Annotated in this window: 14 protein-coding genes; 5 read left to right on the top strand and 9 right to left on the bottom strand. The window is 70.0% G+C overall.

Features of this window, described 5'->3' with window-relative positions; genetic code table 11:
- On the bottom strand, window positions 1-1,434 hold the full coding sequence (gene pyk, locus OG611_RS17140; protein ID WP_266420677.1) for a pyruvate kinase: 1,434 nt from the start codon (window positions 1,432-1,434) through the stop codon (window positions 1-3).
- Between the two features lie 126 nt (window positions 1,435-1,560).
- Window positions 1,561-2,259, bottom strand: coding sequence for an SIMPL domain-containing protein (locus tag OG611_RS17135; protein ID WP_266420675.1), 699 nt, complete (start codon window positions 2,257-2,259; stop codon window positions 1,561-1,563).
- Between the two features lie 181 nt (window positions 2,260-2,440).
- On the opposite strand from OG611_RS17135, the gene OG611_RS17130 reads away from it, so the two are divergent.
- The gene (locus OG611_RS17130; RefSeq protein WP_266420673.1) at window positions 2,441-4,252 is read left to right on the top strand and encodes a bifunctional UDP-sugar hydrolase/5'-nucleotidase; all 1,812 of its coding nucleotides are present in this window, start codon (window positions 2,441-2,443) and stop codon (window positions 4,250-4,252) included.
- 70 nt (window positions 4,253-4,322) lie between these two features.
- Here OG611_RS17130 and OG611_RS17125 read toward each other — a convergent pair whose 3' ends face one another.
- From OG611_RS17125 to pepN, 3 genes are all read right to left on the bottom strand, one after another.
- Window positions 4,323-5,741 carry a lysine N(6)-hydroxylase/L-ornithine N(5)-oxygenase family protein gene (locus tag OG611_RS17125; protein WP_266420670.1) on the bottom strand — a complete coding sequence of 473 codons (1,419 nt, stop codon included), beginning with the start codon at window positions 5,739-5,741 and terminating at the stop codon, window positions 4,323-4,325.
- Window positions 5,738-7,141: an aminotransferase class V-fold PLP-dependent enzyme gene (locus OG611_RS17120; RefSeq protein WP_266420667.1), complete on the bottom strand. Its 1,404-nt coding sequence runs from the start codon at window positions 7,139-7,141 to the stop codon at window positions 5,738-5,740. The genes OG611_RS17125 and OG611_RS17120 overlap by 4 nt, the downstream gene beginning before the upstream one ends.
- Window positions 7,142-7,380: 239 nt before the next feature.
- The gene (gene pepN / locus OG611_RS17115; protein WP_266420665.1) at window positions 7,381-9,885 is read right to left on the bottom strand and encodes an aminopeptidase N; all 2,505 of its coding nucleotides are present in this window, start codon (window positions 9,883-9,885) and stop codon (window positions 7,381-7,383) included.
- 332 nt (window positions 9,886-10,217) lie between these two features.
- Between pepN and OG611_RS17110 the strand changes: the two genes are divergently transcribed.
- Window positions 10,218-10,976, top strand: coding sequence for a hypothetical protein (locus tag OG611_RS17110; protein ID WP_266420662.1), 759 nt, complete (start codon window positions 10,218-10,220; stop codon window positions 10,974-10,976).
- Here the strand turns inward: OG611_RS17110 and OG611_RS17105 are convergent.
- On the bottom strand, window positions 10,957-11,283 hold the full coding sequence (locus OG611_RS17105; RefSeq protein WP_266420659.1) for a chorismate mutase: 327 nt from the start codon (window positions 11,281-11,283) through the stop codon (window positions 10,957-10,959). The genes OG611_RS17110 and OG611_RS17105 overlap by 20 nt on opposite strands.
- Before the next feature lie 47 nt (window positions 11,284-11,330).
- Window positions 11,331-12,260, bottom strand: coding sequence for an AraC family transcriptional regulator (locus OG611_RS17100; protein ID WP_266420656.1), 930 nt, complete (start codon window positions 12,258-12,260; stop codon window positions 11,331-11,333).
- Between the two features lie 242 nt (window positions 12,261-12,502).
- Here OG611_RS17100 and OG611_RS17095 point away from each other — a divergent pair, with 242 nt between their 5' ends.
- Window positions 12,503-14,308, top strand: a complete 1,806-nt coding sequence (locus OG611_RS17095; protein WP_266420654.1) for a beta-galactosidase family protein — start codon at window positions 12,503-12,505, stop codon at window positions 14,306-14,308.
- A 24-nt stretch (window positions 14,309-14,332) separates the two neighbouring features.
- On the opposite strand, the gene OG611_RS17090 is transcribed toward OG611_RS17095, so the two are convergent.
- The gene (locus OG611_RS17090; RefSeq protein WP_266420652.1) at window positions 14,333-15,109 is read right to left on the bottom strand and encodes a trypsin-like serine protease; all 777 of its coding nucleotides are present in this window, start codon (window positions 15,107-15,109) and stop codon (window positions 14,333-14,335) included.
- A 251-nt stretch (window positions 15,110-15,360) separates the two neighbouring features.
- Here OG611_RS17090 and OG611_RS17085 point away from each other — a divergent pair, with 251 nt between their 5' ends.
- On the top strand, window positions 15,361-16,281 hold the full coding sequence (locus tag OG611_RS17085) for a hypothetical protein (protein ID WP_266420649.1): 921 nt from the start codon (window positions 15,361-15,363) through the stop codon (window positions 16,279-16,281).
- A gap of 125 nt (window positions 16,282-16,406) precedes the next feature.
- A complete protein-coding gene (locus tag OG611_RS17080) occupies window positions 16,407-17,579 on the top strand; it encodes a hypothetical protein (protein WP_266420646.1) in 1,173 nt (390 codons plus the stop codon).
- 99 nt (window positions 17,580-17,678) lie between these two features.
- On the opposite strand, the gene OG611_RS17075 is transcribed toward OG611_RS17080, so the two are convergent.
- The gene (locus OG611_RS17075; RefSeq protein ID WP_266420644.1) at window positions 17,679-18,590 is read right to left on the bottom strand and encodes an SDR family oxidoreductase; all 912 of its coding nucleotides are present in this window, start codon (window positions 18,588-18,590) and stop codon (window positions 17,679-17,681) included.
- Between the last annotated feature and the right edge of the window lie 98 nt (window positions 18,591-18,688).

Genomic DNA, 18,688 nt, shown 5'->3' with positions numbered 1-18,688 from the left:
CTACTTCGGGCTGTCGTCCTCGCCGATGTGGTGCACCCGCACCAGGTTCGTCGAGCCCGGGACCCCCGGCGGGGAGCCGGCCGTGATGACCACGACGTCGCCCTTCTGGCAGCGGCCGATCTTCAGCAGCTCCTCGTCGACCTGGGCGACCATCGCGTCCGTCGAGTCCACGTGCGGGCCGAGGAAGGTCTCGACGCCCCAGGTCAGGTTCAGCTGGGAGCGGGTGGCCGGGTCCGGGGTGAAGGCGAGGAGCGGGATGGGTGAGCGGTAGCGGGAGAGGCGCCTGACCGTGTCGCCGCTCTGGGTGAAGGCAACCAGGAACTTCGCGCCGAGGAAGTCGCCCATCTCGGCTGCCGCTCGGGCGACCGCGCCGCCCTGGGTGCGGGGCTTGTTGCGGTCGGTCAGGGGCGGGAGGCCCTTGGTGAGGATGTCCTCCTCGGCGGCCTCGACGATGCGGGACATCGTGCGGACCGTCTCGATGGGGTGCTTGCCCACGCTGGTCTCGCCGGAGAGCATCACCGCGTCCGTGCCGTCGATGACCGCGTTGGCGACGTCGGAGGCCTCGGCGCGGGTGGGGCGGGAGTTGTCGATCATCGAGTCGAGCATCTGGGTGGCGACGATGACCGGTTTGGCGTTGCGCCTGGCGAGTTTGATCGCGCGCTTCTGGACGATCGGCACCTGCTCCAGGGGCATTTCGACGCCGAGGTCGCCGCGGGCGACCATGATTCCGTCGAAGGCGGCGACGATGCCGTCGATGTTCTCGACGGCCTGGGGTTTCTCCACCTTGGCGATGACGGGGAGGCGGCGGCCTTCCTCGTCCATGATGCGGTGGACGTCCTCGATGTCGCGTCCGCTGCGCACGAAGGAGAGGGCGATGATGTCGGCGCCGGTGCGCAGGGCCCAGCGGAGGTCTTCGATGTCCTTCTCGGAGAGTGCGGGGACGGAGACGGCGACGCCGGGGAGGTTGAGGCCCTTGTGGTCGGAGACCATGCCGCCTTCGATGACGGTGGTGTGGACTCGGGGGCCGTCGACTTCGGTGACTTCGAGGGTGACGCGGCCGTCGTCGACGAGGATGCGTTCGCCGGTGGTGACGTCGGCGGCGAGGCCGTCGTAGGTGGTGCCGCAGGTGTGGCGGTCGCCTTCGACGGGTTCGACGGTGATGGTGAAGCTGTCGCCGCGTTCGAGGAGTACGGGGCCTTCGCGGAAGCGTCCGAGGCGGATCTTCGGGCCTTGAAGGTCGGCGAGGATCCCGACGCTGTGTCCGTTCTCGTCGGAGGCCTTGCGTACGCGGTGGTACCGCTCTTCGTGTTCGGCGTAGGTGCCGTGGCTGAGGTTGAGGCGGGCGATGTCCATTCCCGCTTCGACCAATGCCTTGATCTGGTCGTATGTGTCGACGGCGGGGCCCAGGGTACAAACGATTTTTGCTCGGCGCATGGTTCGAGCCTAGACCTTACCTACGGGTAGTTATTTGGCGTGCCGTGACCGCTCAACGACCTTTGGATGAAGGGTTATTGACAAGTGTTGAATTGTGCGGCGGGGCGCTCGGATGAGCATTGTTTTCTACAGTTTTGGCGGTGACATGATGAAGCGGGCGTTGACCTGGGCGTAGACGGTCTGGCGTTGTGGTTCGAGGTCGAGGGCGGGGGCGGGTTCGGGTGCTGCTCCGCCGAAGGCGGCGCGGCCGCGCATGGCGCCGGGGGCGGGGAGGGCGGGCGGGGCGGCGTTCTCGGCGCCGAGGTCGGCGAGTTCGACGAGGGCGGTGAGCTGGGCGCCGAGGGCGTCGGCGTATTCGCGGGCGCGTTGGACGGCTTCGTGGACAGCTTGGCGGCGGGCGGTTGCGTGGGCGGGTGAGTCGGGGCGCAGGTCCCACCAGGGGCCGTTGACCCGGGTCATGTCGAGGTCGGCGATTCGGGTGGTGAATTCGCCCAGCGCGGTGAAGTCGTTGAGGACTGCGGTGATGTGGACGCGGCCGTGGTAGGCGTGGATTTGTTCGTTGCGGCCTTTCTGGGTCAGTTCGGGCGTGATGGAGATGGCGCCGGTTTCGAGTTCTTCCATGGCTTGTCCGTAGGAGCGTGCGAGTTCGAGTACGTGGTTGTTGCGGCGGGTGAGGTCTTCGAGGGCGTTGCGGCGGTCCTTGCCGCGGGCGGTGACGGTGACGGTGATGCGGGCGGTCTCGGGGTCGACTTCGAGGCGGGCTTCGCCGCGGACTGCGACGCGGGGGTGTTCGGGGGTGCCGTAGGGCGGTGGGGTGTGGGTCATGGGTTCACTGTCGCATCCGGGGCCGACGGCGGGTGGTCATCAGATCGAAACCCGCAGGGGGTGTTGCCGGGCGTGGCTCCTGGGTCATTATCTACGCGCGTTGTGTGCGGCGGGCCCCGTTGTGCGGGTGCTGTGTCGTACGAGAACCGAGCTGCGTGAGAACTGAGATGTGGGAGACGAAATGCCGCTGAACCGTAGGACGTTCCTGGGCACATCGGCGGCCGCCGGTGCGGGTGTGGCGATCGCGGGGGGTTCCGCGGCGCCTGCCGCGGCCCATGGTCATGGCCATGGGCATGACCACGGGCGTCCGCCGAAGCGGTACTCGTTCACTGTGATGGGGACGACGGACCTGCATGGGAATGTCTTCAACTGGGACTACTTCACCGACAAGGAGTTCGACGACAAGGCGCACAACGATGTCGGTCTGGCGAAGATCTCGACTCTGGTGGACCAGGTGCGCCGGGAGAAGGGTCGTCGTAACACGCTGATGATCGATGCGGGTGACACGATCCAGGGCACTCAGTTGTCGTACTACTACGCGAAGATCGATCCGATCACGGCGAAGCGTGGTCCGGTGCATCCGATGGCGCAGGCGATGAATGCGATCGGGTACGACGCGGCGGCGCTGGGCAACCATGAGTTCAATTACGGCATTCCGGTGCTGCGGAAGTTCGAGGAGCAGTGCGACTTCCCGCTGCTGGGTGCGAATGCGCTGGATGCGAAGACGTTGCGGCCGGCGTTCGCTCCGTATGTCATCAAGCGGTTGCGTACTCCGCATGGTCGGGATGTGAAGGTAGCGATTCTGGGGCTGACCAATCCGGGTATCGCGATCTGGGACAAGGCGAATGTCGGTGGGAAGATGGTGTTCCCGGGTCTGGAGGAGCAGGCGGCGAAGTTTGTGCCGCGGCTTCGTTCGATGGGTGCGGATGTGGTGATCGTTTCGGCGCACTCGGGGAACAGTGGTACGTCGTCGTACGGTGATCAGATCCCGTATGTGGAGAATGCGGCGGGTCTGGTGGCCGAGCAGGTGCCGGGTATCGATGCGATTCTGGTCGGGCATGCGCATCTGGAGATTCCCGAGTATTTCGTGGAGAACAAGCAGACCGGTAAGAAGGTGGTGCTCTCGGAGCCGTTGAAGTGGGGGCAGCGGCTGACGCTGTTCGACTTCGATCTGGTGTGGGAGAAGGGTCGCTGGGTGGTGGAGAAGGCGGGTTCGCAGGTGCTGAACTCGAACACCGTGGCGGAGGACCCGAAGATCACGAGGATGTTGGCGGACGAGCACAAGAAGGTTGTGGCGTACGTCAATCAGGTGATCGGTACGTCGACGGCGGCGATGACGACGGCGGAGGCGGCGTGGAAGGACGAGCCGATCATCGATCTGATCAACGTCGTTCAGGCGGAGACGGTGAAGGCGGCTCTGGCGGGTGGTGCGTATGCGGCGCTTCCGGTGATTTCGCAGGCGTCGTGCTTCTCGCGTACGGCGCAGATTCCGGCCGGCGATGTGACGATCAAGGATGCGGCGGGTCTGTATCCGTTCGAGAACACGCTTGAGGCGCGTTTGCTGACGGGTGCGCAGCTGAAGGATTATCTGGAGTTCTCGGCGCGGTATTACGTGCAGACGGCGGCGGGTGCGCCGGTGGACACGGCGAAGTTGACGAATGCGGACAACACTCCGGATTACAACTATGACGCGGTGTCGGGTCTGACGTATGAGATCGATATCGCGAAGCCGAATGGTTCGCGGATCGTGAATCTTGCGTTCGAGGGGAAGCCGATCGATCCGGCGGCGCAGTTCGTGTTGGCGGTGAATAATTATCGGGCCAGTGGTGGGGGGAATTTCCCGCATGTGGCGGGTGCCAAGCAGTTGTGGGCGAATTCGGAGGAGATCCGTAACACGATCATCGCTTGGGTGCAGGCGAAGGGTTCGGTGGACGGTTCGCAGTTCGCGTCGGTGGATTGGCGTCTGACGCGTGAGGGCACGCCGGTGTTCTAGGCGGTGTTGTTGGTGGGCGGCCGTTCTCTCCTCATGGAGGGGCGGCCGCCTTTTCTGTGTGTGGTGGTGGTCAGTTGTTCTGGGCGAGGGGGATGAGGTCGGGGCCTTGGGTGGGGACGCGGGGGTGGTGGGGGGTGAGGCCGAAGGTGGTGAAGGCGGTGCGTTCGGGGAGGGGGTAGGGGTTGGTGCCGGTGAGGTCGTTGAGGATGGTGGCGCTGCGCCAGGCGGCGAGTCCGAGGTCGGGGGCGCCGACGCCGTGGGTGTGGCGTTCGGCGTTCTGTACGTAGACGTTGCCGGTGACGGTGGGGTCGAGGACGAGGCGGAATCGGTCGTCGATGCGGGGGCGTTCGGAGGCGTCGCGGCGCAGGTAGGGGTCGAGGCCGGTGAGGATGCGGTCGAGGGAGCGTTCGCGGTAGCCGGTGGCGAGGATGACGGCGTCGGTGGTGAGTCGGGTGCGGGTGTTCTGCTGGGTGTGTTCGAGGTGGAGTTCGATGCGGGTGTTGGCGATGCGTCCTGCGGTGCGTACGGAGACGCCGGGGGTGAGGGTGGTGTCGGGCCAGCCGCCGTGGAGGGTGCGGCGGTAGAGCTCGTCGTGGATGGCGGCGATGGTGTCGGCGTCGATGCCTTTGTGGAGTTGCCATTGGTGGGGGACGAGTTCGTCGCGTACGGATTCGGGGAGGGCGTGGAAGTAGCGGCTGTAGTCGGGGGTGAAGTGTTCGAGGCCGAGTTTTGAGTACTCCATGGGTGCGAAGGCCTGGGTGCGGGCGAGCCAGTGGAGGTTTTCGTGGCCTGTGGGGCGGGCGCGCAGGAGGTCGAGGAAGATTTCGGCGCCGGATTGTCCGGAGCCGATGACGGTGATGTGGGGTGCGTCGAGGAGTTCTTGTCGGTGGTGGAGGTAGTCGGCGGAGTGGATGACGGGGACGTTCTCGGCTTCGATGAGGGGTTTGAGGGGTTCGGGGATGTAGGGCTCGGTGCCGATGCCGAGGGCGATGTGGCGGGTGTGGGCGCGGCCGAGTGCTTCGGCTTCGCCTTCGTTGTCGAGTTGGGTGAAGTCGATTTCGAAGAGGCCGCGTTGGTTGTTCCAGCGGACGGCGTCGACCTGGTGGCTGAAGTGGAGGCCGGGGAGTTGGTCGGTGACCCAGCGGCAGTAGGCGTCGTATTCGGCGCGTTGGATGTGGAAGCGTTCGGCGAAGTAGAAGGGGAAGAGCCGGTCGCGGCTGCGTAGGTAGTTGAGGAAGGTCCAGGGGCTGGCGGGGTCGGCGAGGGTGACGAGGTCGGCGAGGAAGGGGACTTGGAGGCTGGCTCCGTCGATGAGGAGGCCGGGGTGCCAGTGGAAGGCGGGGCGTTGTTCGTAGAAGGTGGCGGTGAGGGGGCGGGGGTTGGCGGGGATGCCGTGGGCGAGGGCGGCGAGGGAGAGGTTGAAGGGGCCGATGCCGATGCCGATGAGGTCGTGTGGCTGGTCGGTGTCGGGGGTGGGCAGGTCGGTCATCGGGGGGTGTTGCCTTCCGCGAGGTCGTTGGTGAGTCGGTTGACGAGGTCGAGGAGTGTGCGGAGGTGGTCGGGGGTGGTGTGGGGGTTGAGGAGGGTGGCTTTGAGCCAGAGGCGGTCGCTGGTGTGGGCGCGGCCGAGTACGGCTTGGCCTCGGGTGAGGAGGGTGCGGCGGATGGTGGCGACGGTCTTGTCGTCGGCGCCGGTGGGGCGGAAGAGGACGGTGCTGATGGTGGGGCGGTCGTAGAGGTCGAGGGTGGGGGTTTCGGTGATGAGGTCGGCGAGGCGGTGGGCGGTGGTGAGGGTGCGGTCGATGAGGTCGGCGAGTCCGGTGCGGCCGAGTGCCTGGAGGGTGACGGCGATCTTGAGGGCGTCGGAGCGTCGGGTGGTGCGCAGGGAGCGGCCCAGGAGGTCGGGGAGGCCGGCTTCGGTGTCGTCGTCGGCGTTGAGGTAGGGGGCTTGGTGGTGGAGTGGGTCGAGGTGGTTGCGGTGGGGGACGGCGAGGATGCTTGCGGGTGCGGGTTGCCAGCCGAGTTTGTGCAGGTCGAGGGTGACGCTGTGAGCGCGGTCGAGGCCGTGGACCTTGCTTCGGTGGGTGGGGCTGAAGAGGAGGGGTCCGCCGTAGGCGGCGTCGATGTGGAGTTCGGCGCCGTGGGTGGCGCAGAGGTCGGCGATGTCGGCGAGTGGGTCGATCTGGCCGGTGTCGGTGGTGCCGGCGGTGGCGGTGACGAGGAGGGGGCGCTGGTGCCGGGTGAGGGCTTCGTCGAGTGCGGTGAGGTCCATGACGCCGGTGGGGGCGGGGATGACGATGGGTGCGGGAAGGCCGAGGAGCCAGGCGGCGCGGGTGATGCTGTGGTGGGCGTTGGCGGCGCAGAGGGTCTGTACGGGGCCGTTGCGTTCGCGGGCGAGGAGGAGGGCGAGTTGGTTGGCTTCGGTGCCGCCGGTGGTGATGAGTGCGTCGGGGGTGGGTCGGTGGGGGTAGATCTCGGCGGCGAGGGCGGCGGCGGTGTCGGCTTCGAGGGCGGAGGCGGCGGGGGCCTGGTCCCAGGAGTCCATGGAGGCGTTGAGGGCGGAGGCGGCGAGGTCCGCAGCGGTGGCGAGGGCGAGGGGTGGGGTGTGGAGGTGGGCTGTGCAGAGGGGGTCTGCGGGGTCTGCGGCACCTTCGGTGAGGGCGGTGACGAGGGTGCGCAGGGCGTGGTGGGGGCCGGTGCCGTGGTCGGGGATGACGGGGTGGGTGGCGGTGCGTGTCCGTGGGGTGACGGCGTCGGGGCCGCCTGCGGGGAGGGGGCCGTCGCGTCGGTGTGCTCCGTCGTGGAGTGCGGTGAGGACGGTGTCGATGAGGGGGCGCAGGGCGGTGGGGCCGGTGGTGGTTCCGGCGAGGGGTGGGGGTGGGGTGGGCATGGGGTGGGGCCCTTCGGGTGCGCGTGGCAGGGCATGGGTGGACATGCCAGCTTGTCCGGGTTTCCGGGGGCGCGGCCGTGGAGCGGGGTGATGTGAACTCGAAAGGGGGATGGGTGGTGGGGTGGGGGGCGTTGTTGGGGGTTTCGGTGGTATGGGCGTGGCGTCGGATATGGCTGTGCCCGGCGTCCCCCTGTGTGGTGGGGGTGGCGCCGGGCACGGGTGGTGCGGGGGGGGGTGGGTCAGTGGGTGTTGCGTACGGTGAGGGTGCGGCGCAGGTCGTCGATCTGGTCGGTGAGTTTGCGGTGGAGGGCGGGGGTGAGGGCCGTGTCGTTCAGGGCCTGTTCGCCGAGGTGGAGGTTGTCGGTGTCGACTGCGTACGCGGGGAAGGCGTGGCTTCCTGCGGCGGCCGCGATGGCGGGGCCTCGGCGGGCGGCGAGCGCGGTGGCCTCGGGGTAGTAGCGGGGTACGTAGTCGCGTACGAGGTCGGTTTGTTCGGGTTGCCAGAAGCCTTGGGCGGTGGCGGTGAAGAGGTAGTTGGACAGGCTGTCGTCGTTGAACAGGGCGTTCCAGGCGGTGGCCTTGGCCTCGGGGGTGGGGAGGGCGGCGCGGCAGCGGGCGACGCCTTCCTGTCCGGTGGCGCTGGGGTCCTGTTCGAGTTCGGCGGTGATGGTGGCTTCGTCGATGGCGCCGAGGACGGCGAGGCGGGTGAGGATGCGCCAGCGAAGTTCGGGGTCGAGTTCGGGTCCGCCGGGGACGGTGCCGTTGCCGAGCCAGTCCTGGATGGTGTCGGGCTGGGTGGCGGCGTCGATGAGGTGGCGTACGGCGATGAGGCGGAGGCCGGGGTTGTGGCCGTCCTCGGTGCGGCGGATGAGGTCGCGGCAGAGGGCGGTGAGGGTGGCGAGGGCGGCGGGGCGGTTCTCGGGGGTGAGGTAGCGGCGGGTGATGTGGGTGTCGGCGAAGGCGAGTACGCCTTGGGCGAGGGCGAGGTCGGTTTCGTGCGGGAGGTGGGTGCGGGCCGCTTCGAGGTAGGTGGTGGGGGCGAGTTCGCCGTCGCGGACCATGTCGCGGGCGGTGTTCCAGACGACGGCGCGGGTCAGGGCGTCGGGGATGCCGGAGAGGCCGGTGACGACGGTTTCCCAGGACCGGGCGTCGAGGCGGATCTTGGCGTAGCCGAGGTCTCCGTCGTTGAGGACGAGGAGTGCGGGGCGGTGGCCGGGGCGTGCTTGGGGTGTGCCGTCCAGGGGGACGTCGATCTCGAACCGGTCGCGCAGGACGAGCCGGTCGGTGCCGGTGCGGGTGTCCGGGGTGTGGTCGTAGGCGCCGACGGCGATGCGGTGGGGGCGGCTGCCGTCGTGGTCGACGTGGAGGGTCCAGGTGCCGTCGGATTCCTCGATGTGGGAGGTGAGGGTGTCGACTCCGGTGGTGCGCAGCCAGGCGTCGGCCCAGGCGTGGACGTCGCGGTCGGTGGCCGATGCGAGGTTGTCGATGAAGTCAGCGAGGGTGGCGTTGGCGAATTTGTGGCGGGCGAAGTGGGTGTTGATGCCGGCCAGGAAGTCCTTCTCGCCGAGCCAGGCGACGAGTTGGCGCACGGCGGATGCGCCCTTGGAGTAGGAGATGCCGTCGAAGTTGAGCATCGCGGACGCGGTGTCGGGGACGGCGGCCGGGTCGGGGGCGACAGGGTGGGTGGAGGGGCGTTGGTCGGCGTCGTAGCCCCAGCCCTTGCGGGCGACGCCGAAGTCGACCCAGGTGTCGGTGAAGCGGGTGGCTTCGGCGAGGGTCTGGTAGCCCATGTACTCGGCGAAGGACTCGTTGAGCCAGATGTCGTCCCACCAGGCGAGGGTGACGAGGTCGCCGAACCACATGTGGGCCATTTCGTGGGCGATGACCATGCCGCGGGTCTGGCGTTCGGTGTCGGTGACGGCGGAGCGGTAGACGAATTCGTCGCGGAAGGTGACGAGGCCGGGGTTCTCCATGGCACCGACGTTGAACTCGGGGACGAAGGCCTGGTCGTAGGAGTCGAAGGGGTAGGGCTCGTCGAATTTCTCGTGGAAGCGGTCGAAGCAGGCCCGGGTGATGTCGAGGATCTCGTCGGCGTCCGTGTCGAGGTGGGGGGCCAGTGAGCGGCGGCAGTGGATGCCGAAGGGCAGTCCGGCGTGTTCGGTGGTCACGGAGTGCCAGGGGCCGGCGGCGACGGCGACGAGGTAGGTGGAGATCAGCGGGGTGGCGGCCAGGGTCCAGTGGCCGTCGCCGCGGTGTTCGGCGATGCCGTTGCCGAGGACGGTCCAGCCTTCGGGGGCGGTGACGGTGAGTTCGAAGACGGACTTGAGGTCGGGCTGGTCGAAGGCGGCGAAGACGCGCTGGACGTCCTCCATGGAGAGCTGGGTGTAGACGTATGTCTCGCCGTCGGTCGGGTCGGTGAAGCGGTGCATGCCTTCGCCGGTGCGGGAGTAGCTCATGGCCGCGTCGATGCGGAGTTCGTGGGTGCCGGGGGTGAGTGCGGTGAGCGGGAAGCGGTTCTCGACGAGGTCGGCGGGGTCGAGGGGGTGTCCGTCGAGGCTGATCGAGCGCAGGGTGGCCGGCTTGACCTCGACGAAGGTGTCTCCGGCCGCGGCTGCGGTGAAGTGGATGACGGTGCGGGAGTCGAAGGTCTCCTCCCCCGCGGTCAGGTCGAGGTCGATCGTGTACCGGTGTACGTCGAGGAACCGGGCTCGGGTCTGCGCTTCGTCGCGCGTCAGTACGGACATGCGTCCATGCTGCCGTACGCGGTGGGCGGGCCGCAGGCGGGTTCTCCCACGACCGGGCGGCGGCGGGGCCTTCTCTCCGTGGGGGTTGTGCGCGGGGGCTCTTCGCGGGGCGCTCACTCCTGGTCGCCGCGGAAGCTCCGGTACTCGTCGTTCATGAGGTCCCAGAAGGACCGGTACCGGACGGCTCCGGGCAGTCGGCGGACGACCGGCATGGCTGGACAGTACGCGGGGCCACCGACAACCCGGCCGGCCCGTGCAACCGTACGTGCGGTTGTCGCGTCCCGCGTTGCGACGGGTGGTGCGGGCCGGTGACGGGTGGGGGTGTCGGAGCGGTGACGGGTCTGCGGGGCTCGGGCGGTGAGCGGCGGTGGGTCGTGGGGGTCGCGCCGTGGGGTGTGGTCGGGGGTGCGGTCGCCTGGTGTCTCGTGGGGAGTTGGCGGGCCGCGCACCTGGAGAACTATCCCTGGAACGTCTGGACTCCGATCGGTTACGGAGCGGTCAAGGGGGTGTTCCTGGGACTGCTGGCGGGTTGGTGTGCCGTGGTGGTGGTTCGGGTCGCCCCGGTGGCCTGGTGGAGGGAGGGCGGTGGGGCGGCGGCGCGGTTGTCGGGGCTCGTCTTCGCGGGAGGGCTGCTGGGTGGCCTGGTGCCGGGGACCGTGCGGGACTTCATGGGTGAGCCGCAGCCGCGGACCCTGTACTACTTCGACGGGCCGAGGCCGGAATCGGAGTGGTACTGGCGGCCGTTGCTGTCCGAGTGGCTGACCTGCACGGTGCTGCCGGCGCTCGGTTGTGCGGTGCTGCTGGCCGCGGGTGCTCTGGTGTCCGTCCGGTCCTCGCGCCGTGAGCGGTTCGGCTGGGCGGTGCCGGCCCTGGTGGGGGTGGGCCTTCTGGTCCTCCCCCACTATGCGGCGGCCGGGCTGCCCGAGCCCCGGGGCAATGGCGATCATGTCGACGAGTCGGCGGCGGCCGGGCTCGTCGTACTGGCCACGGGGCTCGGGCTGCTGGTGAGTGCCTGGGTGGTGTGGTCGTGGCGCAGGCCGCGCCGGTCGGGGGAGCTCCGGTCTCCGGCGCTCACGCCTCCGCGTTCGTAGCCGATTCCTCCGCGATCCGTTCGTGGTGGCGGATGACCTCCGCCACGATGAAGTTCAGCAGCTTCTCGGCGAAGGCCGGATCCAGGTGCGCGCTCTCCGCGAGCTGCCTCAGGCGGGCGATCTGCCTGCTCTCGCGGGCCAGGTCGGCCGGGGGGAGGTGGTGGGCGGCCTTGAGGTGGCCGACCTGCTGGGTGCACTTGAAGCGCTCGGCGAGCATGTGGACAACAGCGGCGTCAATGTTGTCGATGCTCTCGCGCAGCCGGTTCAGTTCCGCGTTCACGGACTCGTCGATGTCCCTCGTCGTCATGGTCAGCGAGCTTAGGGCCTGTCCGGCGGATCAGGGTCGGACGGCCCTCAGGGCCTGTCCGGCCCCGGTCCGCCGGTCGGTCCCTGGACGGCCGGGCCCAGCGGGGTGATCGTCGGTGGGTGTTCCGGATCGGGGACCTGGTCGCTCCAGCCGCCCGGGACGTTGCGGCCCTGCTGTTCGCGGAAGCGGACCGGGGCGGTGCCGACCCGGCGGGCGAAGAGGCGGGAGAAGTACGCCGGGTCGTCGTAGCCGACGCGTCGGGCGACGGCGGCGACCGGCAGGTCCGTGGCGGCGAGGAGTTCCTTGGCGCGGCCGAGCCGGATGCCGAGGAGGTAGTCCTTGGGGCTGCACCCGGCGCCCCGCCGCACCGCCGTGCGCAGTTCGGCGGGTGTCATGCCGTGCCGGGCGGCGTGCTCGGCGACGGACAGGGGCTGGAAGGCGTCCCGGGCGAGGGCCTGCAGGACGGGGTCGCCGTCGGGGCTGACATCGGCACGGGCCCGGCGCAGGGCGACGAGGAGTTCGTGGACGGCGGCGCCGGTCTCGACCTCCAGCAGCGGGTTGCCGCGCCGTGCCGCGCGCACCATGCGCCCGATCGCGGCGCGTGGGCCCGCCGTGTCGGCGAGCGGGACGAGCGGGCGGTCGGGCTCGATGTAGCCGAGTTCGGTGTAGGTGGTGGTGGCGGGGCCGGTGAAGTCGACGAAGCTCTCGTCCCAGCCGGTGCCGGGGTCGGCGCCGTAGTGGTGCGGGGTGCCGGGGGTGAGCCAGATCAGGCTGGGCGCAGTAACGGGGACCCGGCGGCCGTCGGGGCCGGTGAACCAGCCGCTGCCGGAGCTGATGACGACGGCCACGTGGTGGTCCAGGGTGCGCGGGCCGACCGTCGGCAGTGCGCCGTGCTGGAGTCCCACGCCCAGGCAGACGAGGCCCAGCCGGTGCTGGAGCGGGCTGGGGGTGAAGAAACGCATCCAGGTGTGGTACATCGGGCTTCCTTCCTCCCCTTTCTTGCATGGGTCCGGACCCTCCTTGCGTGGGTCCGGACAGTTCAACCGAACAATTGTGTCCAAACAGCAGTGATCTTTGTCCATGGACCGGCAGGACGCCAGGGGGCGAAGGTGGGACGCAACATTCCTCCCGGGTTCGCCCGCTCCGTGGTGCGTGCCGTCGTACGGGCCCGGGGCCGTGCGGCTCCGGGAGACCGCACGCACAGGAGAGTACGAGCACGATGGCTGACTTCACCGTGGGGGACGACCACTTCCGGCTCGACGGGAAGCCCGTACGGCTGCTGTCCGGGGCCCTGCACTACTTCCGGGTGCACGAGGCCCAGTGGGATCACCGGCTGTCGATGCTGCGCGCCATGGGGCTGAACTGTGTCGAGACGTATGTGCCGTGGAATCTGCATGAGCCGCGGCCCGGCCGGTTCCGGGACGTGGCGGCGCTCGGCCGGTTCCTGGACGCGGCGCAGCGGGCCGGGCTGTGGGCGATCGTCCGCCCGGGACCGTACATCTGTGCCGAGTGGGAGAACGGTGGTCTGCCGGCCTGGGTGACGGGGCGGTTCGGCCGGCGGGTGCGGTCCCGTGACGCGGAGTACCTGGGTGCCGTGGAGCGGTGGTTCACGGCGTTGCTGCCTCAGGTGGTGCAGCGGCAGATCGGGCGCGGCGGGCCGGTGATCATGGTCCAGGCGGAGAACGAGTACGGGAGTTTCGGCTCCGATCAGGTCTACCTCCAGCGGGTGGCCGGGATGTTGCGTGAGCGCGGGGTGACCGTGCCGCTGTTCACCTCCGACGGGCCGGAGGACCACATGCTCACGGGCGGTTCCGTGCCGGGGCTGCTGGCCACGGCGAACTTCGGGTCGGGTGCGCGGGAGGCGTTCGAGGTGCTGCGCCGCCATCAGCCGAAGGGGCCGCTGATGTGCATGGAGTTCTGGTGCGGGTGGTTCGAGCACTGGGGTGCCGAGCCGATCGTGCGGAAGCCGGCGCAGGCCACCGAGGCGCTGCGGGAGGTCCTGGAGTGCGGGGCGTCGGTGAACATCTACATGGCGCACGGGGGGACGAATTTCGCCGGGTGGGCGGGGGCGAACCGGTCCGGTCCGATCCAGGACCAGGACTTCCTGCCGACGGTGACCTCGTACGACTACGACGCGCCGATCGACGAGTACGGCCGTCCCACGGAGAAGTTCCGGCTGTTCCGCGAGGTGCTCGCCGAGTACGCGGACGGGCCGCTTCCGGAGCTGCCGCCCGAGCCTGCCGGGCTTGCGGTTCCGGTGCGGGCCGAGCTGACGGAGTGGGCGCCGCTGAATGCCGTGCTGGAGGCGCTGGGTGACGAGGAGGCGGCGCCGTCCGGTGTTCCGCCGACCTTCGAGGAGCTGGGTGTCGACCGGGGTCTGGTGCGCTACCGGGTGGGGGTGCCCGGTCCGCGCCGGCCGTACGAGCTGAGTGTGACGGGGCTCCGGGACCGGGCCGTGGTGTATGTGAACGGGGTCCGGGAGGGTGTGCTGACCGAGGAGGACAGCGCCCTGGACGAGCCGGTGGCCGGGCCCGCGGAGGTCGAGCTGTGGGTGGAGTCGCTGGGCCGGGTCAATTACGGGCCGCGGCTCGGTGAGCCCAAGGGGATCACGGGCGGGGTGCGGCACGAGCGGCAGTACCTGCACGGGGTGCGGGCGCGGGCGCTGCGTCTCGACGCGTTCGAGGAGGCGGACGCGGTGGCGAAGGTGGCGTTCGGCAGTGCCGGGGAGGCCGGGCCCACCGGTCTGTTCCGGGGGACGTTCGAGGTCGCCGGGGTGGGCGGCACCGGGCACGCGGGGCTCGAACTTCCGGGCTGGACGCGTGGGTTCGTGTGGGTGAACGGCTTCTGCCTGGGACGGTACTGGTCGGTGGGTGCGCAGCGGACGCTGTACGTGCCGGGGCCGGTGCTGCGGGAGGGTGTCAACGAGGTGTGGGTGCTGGAGCTGGAGGGTGCGGGCGCGCCGTATGCGGAGCTGGGTCCGGGGGTGCCCGTCCGGACGGGCACCCCCGGGGATGTTCAGGTGTGACTCAGGTACCGGCCGGGGCCGGGGTCAGAGCGTGGCTGCCGCGGACGCGATGTTCGCGGCGAACGTCGAGACCTCGCTGTACACACCGGGGTAGCCGGGCTCGGCGCAGCCCTGGCCCCAGCTGACGATGCCGACCTGGATCCAGGCTCCGGCGTTGTCCTTGCGGAACATGGGGCCGCCGGAGTCGCCCTGGCAGGTGTCCACGCCGCCGGTGTCGATCAGCCCGGCGCAGATCTCGTCGCCGGGGACGAGGTCGCTGCCGTACGCGGCCTGGCAGTCGGCGTCGGAGACGAACGGTACGGAGGCCTTGAGCAGGTAGCGCTGCTGGGCGCCGCCCTCGCTGGCCGCGCCCCAGCCGGCGATGGTGAAGTCGCCGTTGTTGTAGGTGGTGTTGGTGGCGATCTTCAGGGTCGGCAGGTCGATCGGCTTGGCGAGCTTGATGAGCGCCCAGTCCTTGCCCGCGCCGGTGTAGCCGGGAGCCTGGAGGACCTTGGTGGACTTGACCTTGATCGCGCTGGAGGACTGCAGGTCGACGACGCCCGCGGTGGCGGTGATGGAGGTGTTGTTGCCCGAGCCGTCCACGCAGTGCGCTGCGGTGAGGACGATGTCCTTGGCGTAGAGAGCACCGCCGCAGCCCATCGACAGCCGGACCATGAACGGGAATTCGCCCTGGGCGGCGCGGGTCCCGCCGACGACCGGCTGGGGGGCCGCGGACGCTCCGGCGGGCTGGAGGCTGACGGCCGCGAGGACGACGGCGGCTATGACGGAACATCTCTTCACGGCACGCAGAAGCTGCTTCAAGGGACTGCCTTCTTTCGTGGGGGGTGCTTGTGGGGGGGTACGTGTGCGCTTGTGGGGAGTACCTGTGCCCGAGCCGGGTTCTGACCACGGGCGGCACAGCACCGCACCGATGGTCATGCCCCCGACAAAGGCATGGTTCGGATTATCGGGAAATGATCACGACCCCCACAAGGATCACTTTCCGGCCAAGATCACCCACGACGTTGCGGCTACAGTGAAAGCCGGTCGATCCTCGCGGACGGGGGTGGGACATGGCGGACGACAACCGGAACCACGGCCGGAGCACCAGCAGTCCGGTGGTCCACGGCTTCCCGCATCTCGAAACGGTCCGGTCCGCGATCACCGCGCTGTACCGGCGGCTCTCGTACGACGGTGTCCGCGGCTACGCCACGAGCCTCGCCCCCGTCGACGCCGCCTTCTCCGACCAGGACGATCTGCATCTCGGCGCCCAGCGGGTGGCGCGGGCGGTGGTCCAGCATCTGCATCTGCCGGACGCCCGCGTGATCGTCGGCTTCCGGGCGATGGAACACGCCGCCGGTGTCGAACTGGCCGCGGGGCCCGAGTACTTCGTCGAACTCAACGACCGCTTCCGCACCCACCGCAGGGACATCGGCGCCGCGCTCTCGCACGAGGTCACCCACGTGCTGCTGCACCGCCTCGGCCTGGAGTTCCCCGGTACGCGCGACAACGAGATCCTCACCGACACCGTGACCACGTACCTGGGCGCGGGCTGGCTGCTGCTCGACGCCTTCCGCGAGGACCAGGTCTCCAGCCAGAAGCTCGGCTATCTCACCCCGGAGGAGTTCGGATACGTCCTCGCCAAGCGGGCGTTGGCCTTCGACGAGGACCCGTCCGCCTGGTTCACCAGCCCGCAGGCCTACGAGGCCTATACGAAGGGGCGCGCACAGGCCCTCCACGACACCCGGCAGCCGCCGCTGGCGGCGGCGGGCTGGGCGGGCCGCCGCCGTTACGCGAAGGACCGGCGACAGGCCCGGGACCATCCGGGCGCCCCCGCGGCCCCCGGTGTTCCGTACACCTTCGAGGGCGGCCCGGACGGGCTGCGGGTCTCCTTCGCCTGCCCCACCTGCCACCAGCGCATCCGCGTTCCGGTACGCGGCCGGGTGCGGGCGCGGTGCGGGCTGTGCCGGACGGTCCTGGACTGCAGCACCTGATCCGTGGAGCCGCGGCAGCCCCGCGGCCCCGGCTCCTCCCCCGTACGACTCGTCCGGCGGTACCGACGGCCACGTAGCCTTCGGAACGGACCGGGAGCAGTTGCGGGCGGGTGGGGGAGGACCGGATGACAGTCTCCGGAGTCGGCTGGTCGTGGCTGCTGGACGACGTCGTCCGCGTGATCTTCTCGTGGAACGAGGAACCCGCCCTGGCCGCGCGCCATCTCGACGGCGTGCTCCGAAGGGTGACTCCGCATGAACTGATACGGCTCGAATCGGGCTACCGCAGTCGGCGCTACGGTCTCGGCGCACTCGATCACGGGACCCTGGCCGGTGATCCGGAGCCGGACGACGCGACGGCCGAGCGGCACGGCACCTCCGTGGCGGCCCTGATGTCGTTCGACCGGTCGGGGTATCTGCGGGAGGCCGGCGTCGCGCGGCTCGCCGGCACCGAGGACCCCTTCGCGGTTCCCTTCCTCCTGCTGCGGCTGAACGATCCGGTCGAGGAGGTGCGGGTTCTCGCGCAGGGCGCGGTGGCCGCACGGCTGGGTCCCGAACACGTGGAACTCCTCGTCCGGCTTCTCCCCCTCATCGACGGACTGCGTGGACGCCGCAGGGCCGGCCGGGTACTGACCGCGGTGGAGGACCTTCTCCACCGCGCCGGGACGGACGCGCTGTGGCAGGGTGCCCGGTCGGACGACCCCCTGGTGCGCGGGAGTTGTCTGCGGTGGCTCGCCCGGACCGATCCGGTCGCGGCCGTCGGGACCGCCTTCACCACCCGGGACCCCGCCCTGTGGCAGTGGGCCGCCCGCACCGCCACGTCCTCGCGGCTGACACCGGCCGAGCAGGACGCACTGCTCCCGTTCCTCGAAAGCAGCAGCAGCCCCCGCATACGCCTGCGGGCCCTGCGGGCCAGGGCCCGCGGGCCGCACGGCGAGGCACATGTGCGTCGGGCCGTGCTCGACCCGGACGCCAGGATCCGCTACCACGCCCGCGCCACGCTGTACGCCCGCGGACACACGGATCTCGCGCCGCAGGTGTACCGCGACGCCCTGGCACCGGCTTCCGTGCCGGACGCGACCGCCATCGGCGCGCTCGGTGGGCTGTCCGACCTGGGCGGCGCGTGCGACGTGCCCCGGATACTGGACTTCACGGCCCACCCCAGGGCCCGCGTACGCGCCGAGGCCTGGCGGGCCCTGAGCATTCTGGACCCGCGGGAAGTGAGCCGGAGAGCCGACCGGCTGGCCACCGACCCCAGCAACAAGGTCCGGCGCCATCTCCCGGGCCCGCGCACGGAGTGACACCGGCCGAGCCGACGCCCGCGGGGCGGCCCCCGCCACGGGGTCTCCCCACTCGGCGCACCACCGGAGTCCGTCCGGCGGATCAGGGTCGGAGAGGCCCTACACCGCCCCGTACACCGGCTGCGCCGGCGCCGCCTCCGCCAGCAGCTTCCGTGCCGCCTCCCCCGCCTCCGCCGGCGCCCACCGCGCGCCCCGGTCCGCGGTGGGGCCGGGCCGCCAGCCCTCCATGACCGTGATCCGCCCGGCCTCCACCTCGAAGACCCGCCCGGTCACCCCGTCGCTCGCGGCCGAGCCGAGCCACACCACCAGCGGGGAGACGTTCTCCGGGGCCATCGCGTCGAACCCGCCCTCCCCCGGCGCCGCCATCGCCTGCGCGAACGTCTGCTCGGTCATCCGGGTCCTGGCCGCCGGGGCGATCGCGTTGACCTGGACCCCGTACCGGCCCATCTCCGCGGCGGCGACCAGCGTCAGACCGACGATCCCGGCCTTCGCGGCGGAGTAGTTGCCCTGGCCGACGCTGCCGAGCAGCCCCGCGCCGGAGCTGGTGTTGATCACCCGGGCGGCCGGTGCGCGGCCCGCCTTCGCCTCGGACCGCCAGTGCGCGGCCGCATGCCTCAACGGCAGGAAGTGGCCCTTGAGATGGACCCGCATCACGGCGTCCCAGTCGTCCTCGTCCAGGTTCACCAGCATCCGGTCGCGCAGGAATCCCGCGTTGTTGACCAGGGTGTCCAGCCGTCCGAAGGTCTCCAGCGCGGCGTTGACCAGTGACGCGGCCCCTTCGGTCGTGGCGATGTCGCCCCCGTGGACGACCGCCTCGCCGCCCGCCGCCACGATCTCCTCCACCACCTGCCGGGCCGGGCCGGTGGAGCCGCCGTCGCCGCCGGGGCCGACGCCCAGATCGTTGACGACCACCTTCGCGCCCTCGGCGGCGAAGGCGAGCGCATGGGCCCGGCCGAGCCCGCGCCCCGCTCCCGTCACGATCACCACGCGGCCGTCGCACAGACCAGTCATCACTCGTCTCCCCACTTGTCTCCTTGTTGGCGATGCGGGGGCAGGCTGCTACCTTCCACACCTAACAAATGTTTGGTGGAAAGGTAGCTGATTCGCTC

The sequence above is a fragment of the Streptomyces sp. NBC_01363 genome, from assembly GCF_026340595.1.
Lineage (GTDB): Bacteria > Actinomycetota > Actinomycetes > Streptomycetales > Streptomycetaceae > Streptomyces.
This window is presented reverse-complemented; position numbering and strand designations above follow the sequence as displayed.

What these genes read in the sequence shown, in the direction of transcription:
- pyk (WP_266420677.1), bottom strand. Translation starts at nt 1,434, where the DNA reads ATGCGCCGAGCAAAAATCGTTTGTACCCTGGGCCCCGCCGTCGACACA.
- OG611_RS17135 (WP_266420675.1), bottom strand. Translation starts at nt 2,259, where the DNA reads ATGACCCACACCCCACCGCCCTACGGCACCCCCGAACACCCCCGCGTC.
- OG611_RS17130 (WP_266420673.1), top strand. Translation starts at nt 2,441, where the DNA reads ATGCCGCTGAACCGTAGGACGTTCCTGGGCACATCGGCGGCCGCCGGT.
- OG611_RS17125 (WP_266420670.1), bottom strand. Translation starts at nt 5,741, where the DNA reads ATGACCGACCTGCCCACCCCCGACACCGACCAGCCACACGACCTCATC.
- OG611_RS17120 (WP_266420667.1), bottom strand. Translation starts at nt 7,141, where the DNA reads ATGCCCACCCCACCCCCACCCCTCGCCGGAACCACCACCGGCCCCACC.
- pepN (WP_266420665.1), bottom strand. Translation starts at nt 9,885, where the DNA reads ATGTCCGTACTGACGCGCGACGAAGCGCAGACCCGAGCCCGGTTCCTC.
- OG611_RS17105 (WP_266420659.1), bottom strand. Translation starts at nt 11,283, where the DNA reads ATGACGACGAGGGACATCGACGAGTCCGTGAACGCGGAACTGAACCGG.
- OG611_RS17100 (WP_266420656.1), bottom strand. Translation starts at nt 12,260, where the DNA reads ATGTACCACACCTGGATGCGTTTCTTCACCCCCAGCCCGCTCCAGCAC.
- OG611_RS17095 (WP_266420654.1), top strand. Translation starts at nt 12,503, where the DNA reads ATGGCTGACTTCACCGTGGGGGACGACCACTTCCGGCTCGACGGGAAG.
- OG611_RS17085 (WP_266420649.1), top strand. Translation starts at nt 15,361, where the DNA reads ATGGCGGACGACAACCGGAACCACGGCCGGAGCACCAGCAGTCCGGTG.
- OG611_RS17080 (WP_266420646.1), top strand. Translation starts at nt 16,407, where the DNA reads ATGACAGTCTCCGGAGTCGGCTGGTCGTGGCTGCTGGACGACGTCGTC.
- OG611_RS17075 (WP_266420644.1), bottom strand. Translation starts at nt 18,590, where the DNA reads ATGACTGGTCTGTGCGACGGCCGCGTGGTGATCGTGACGGGAGCGGGG.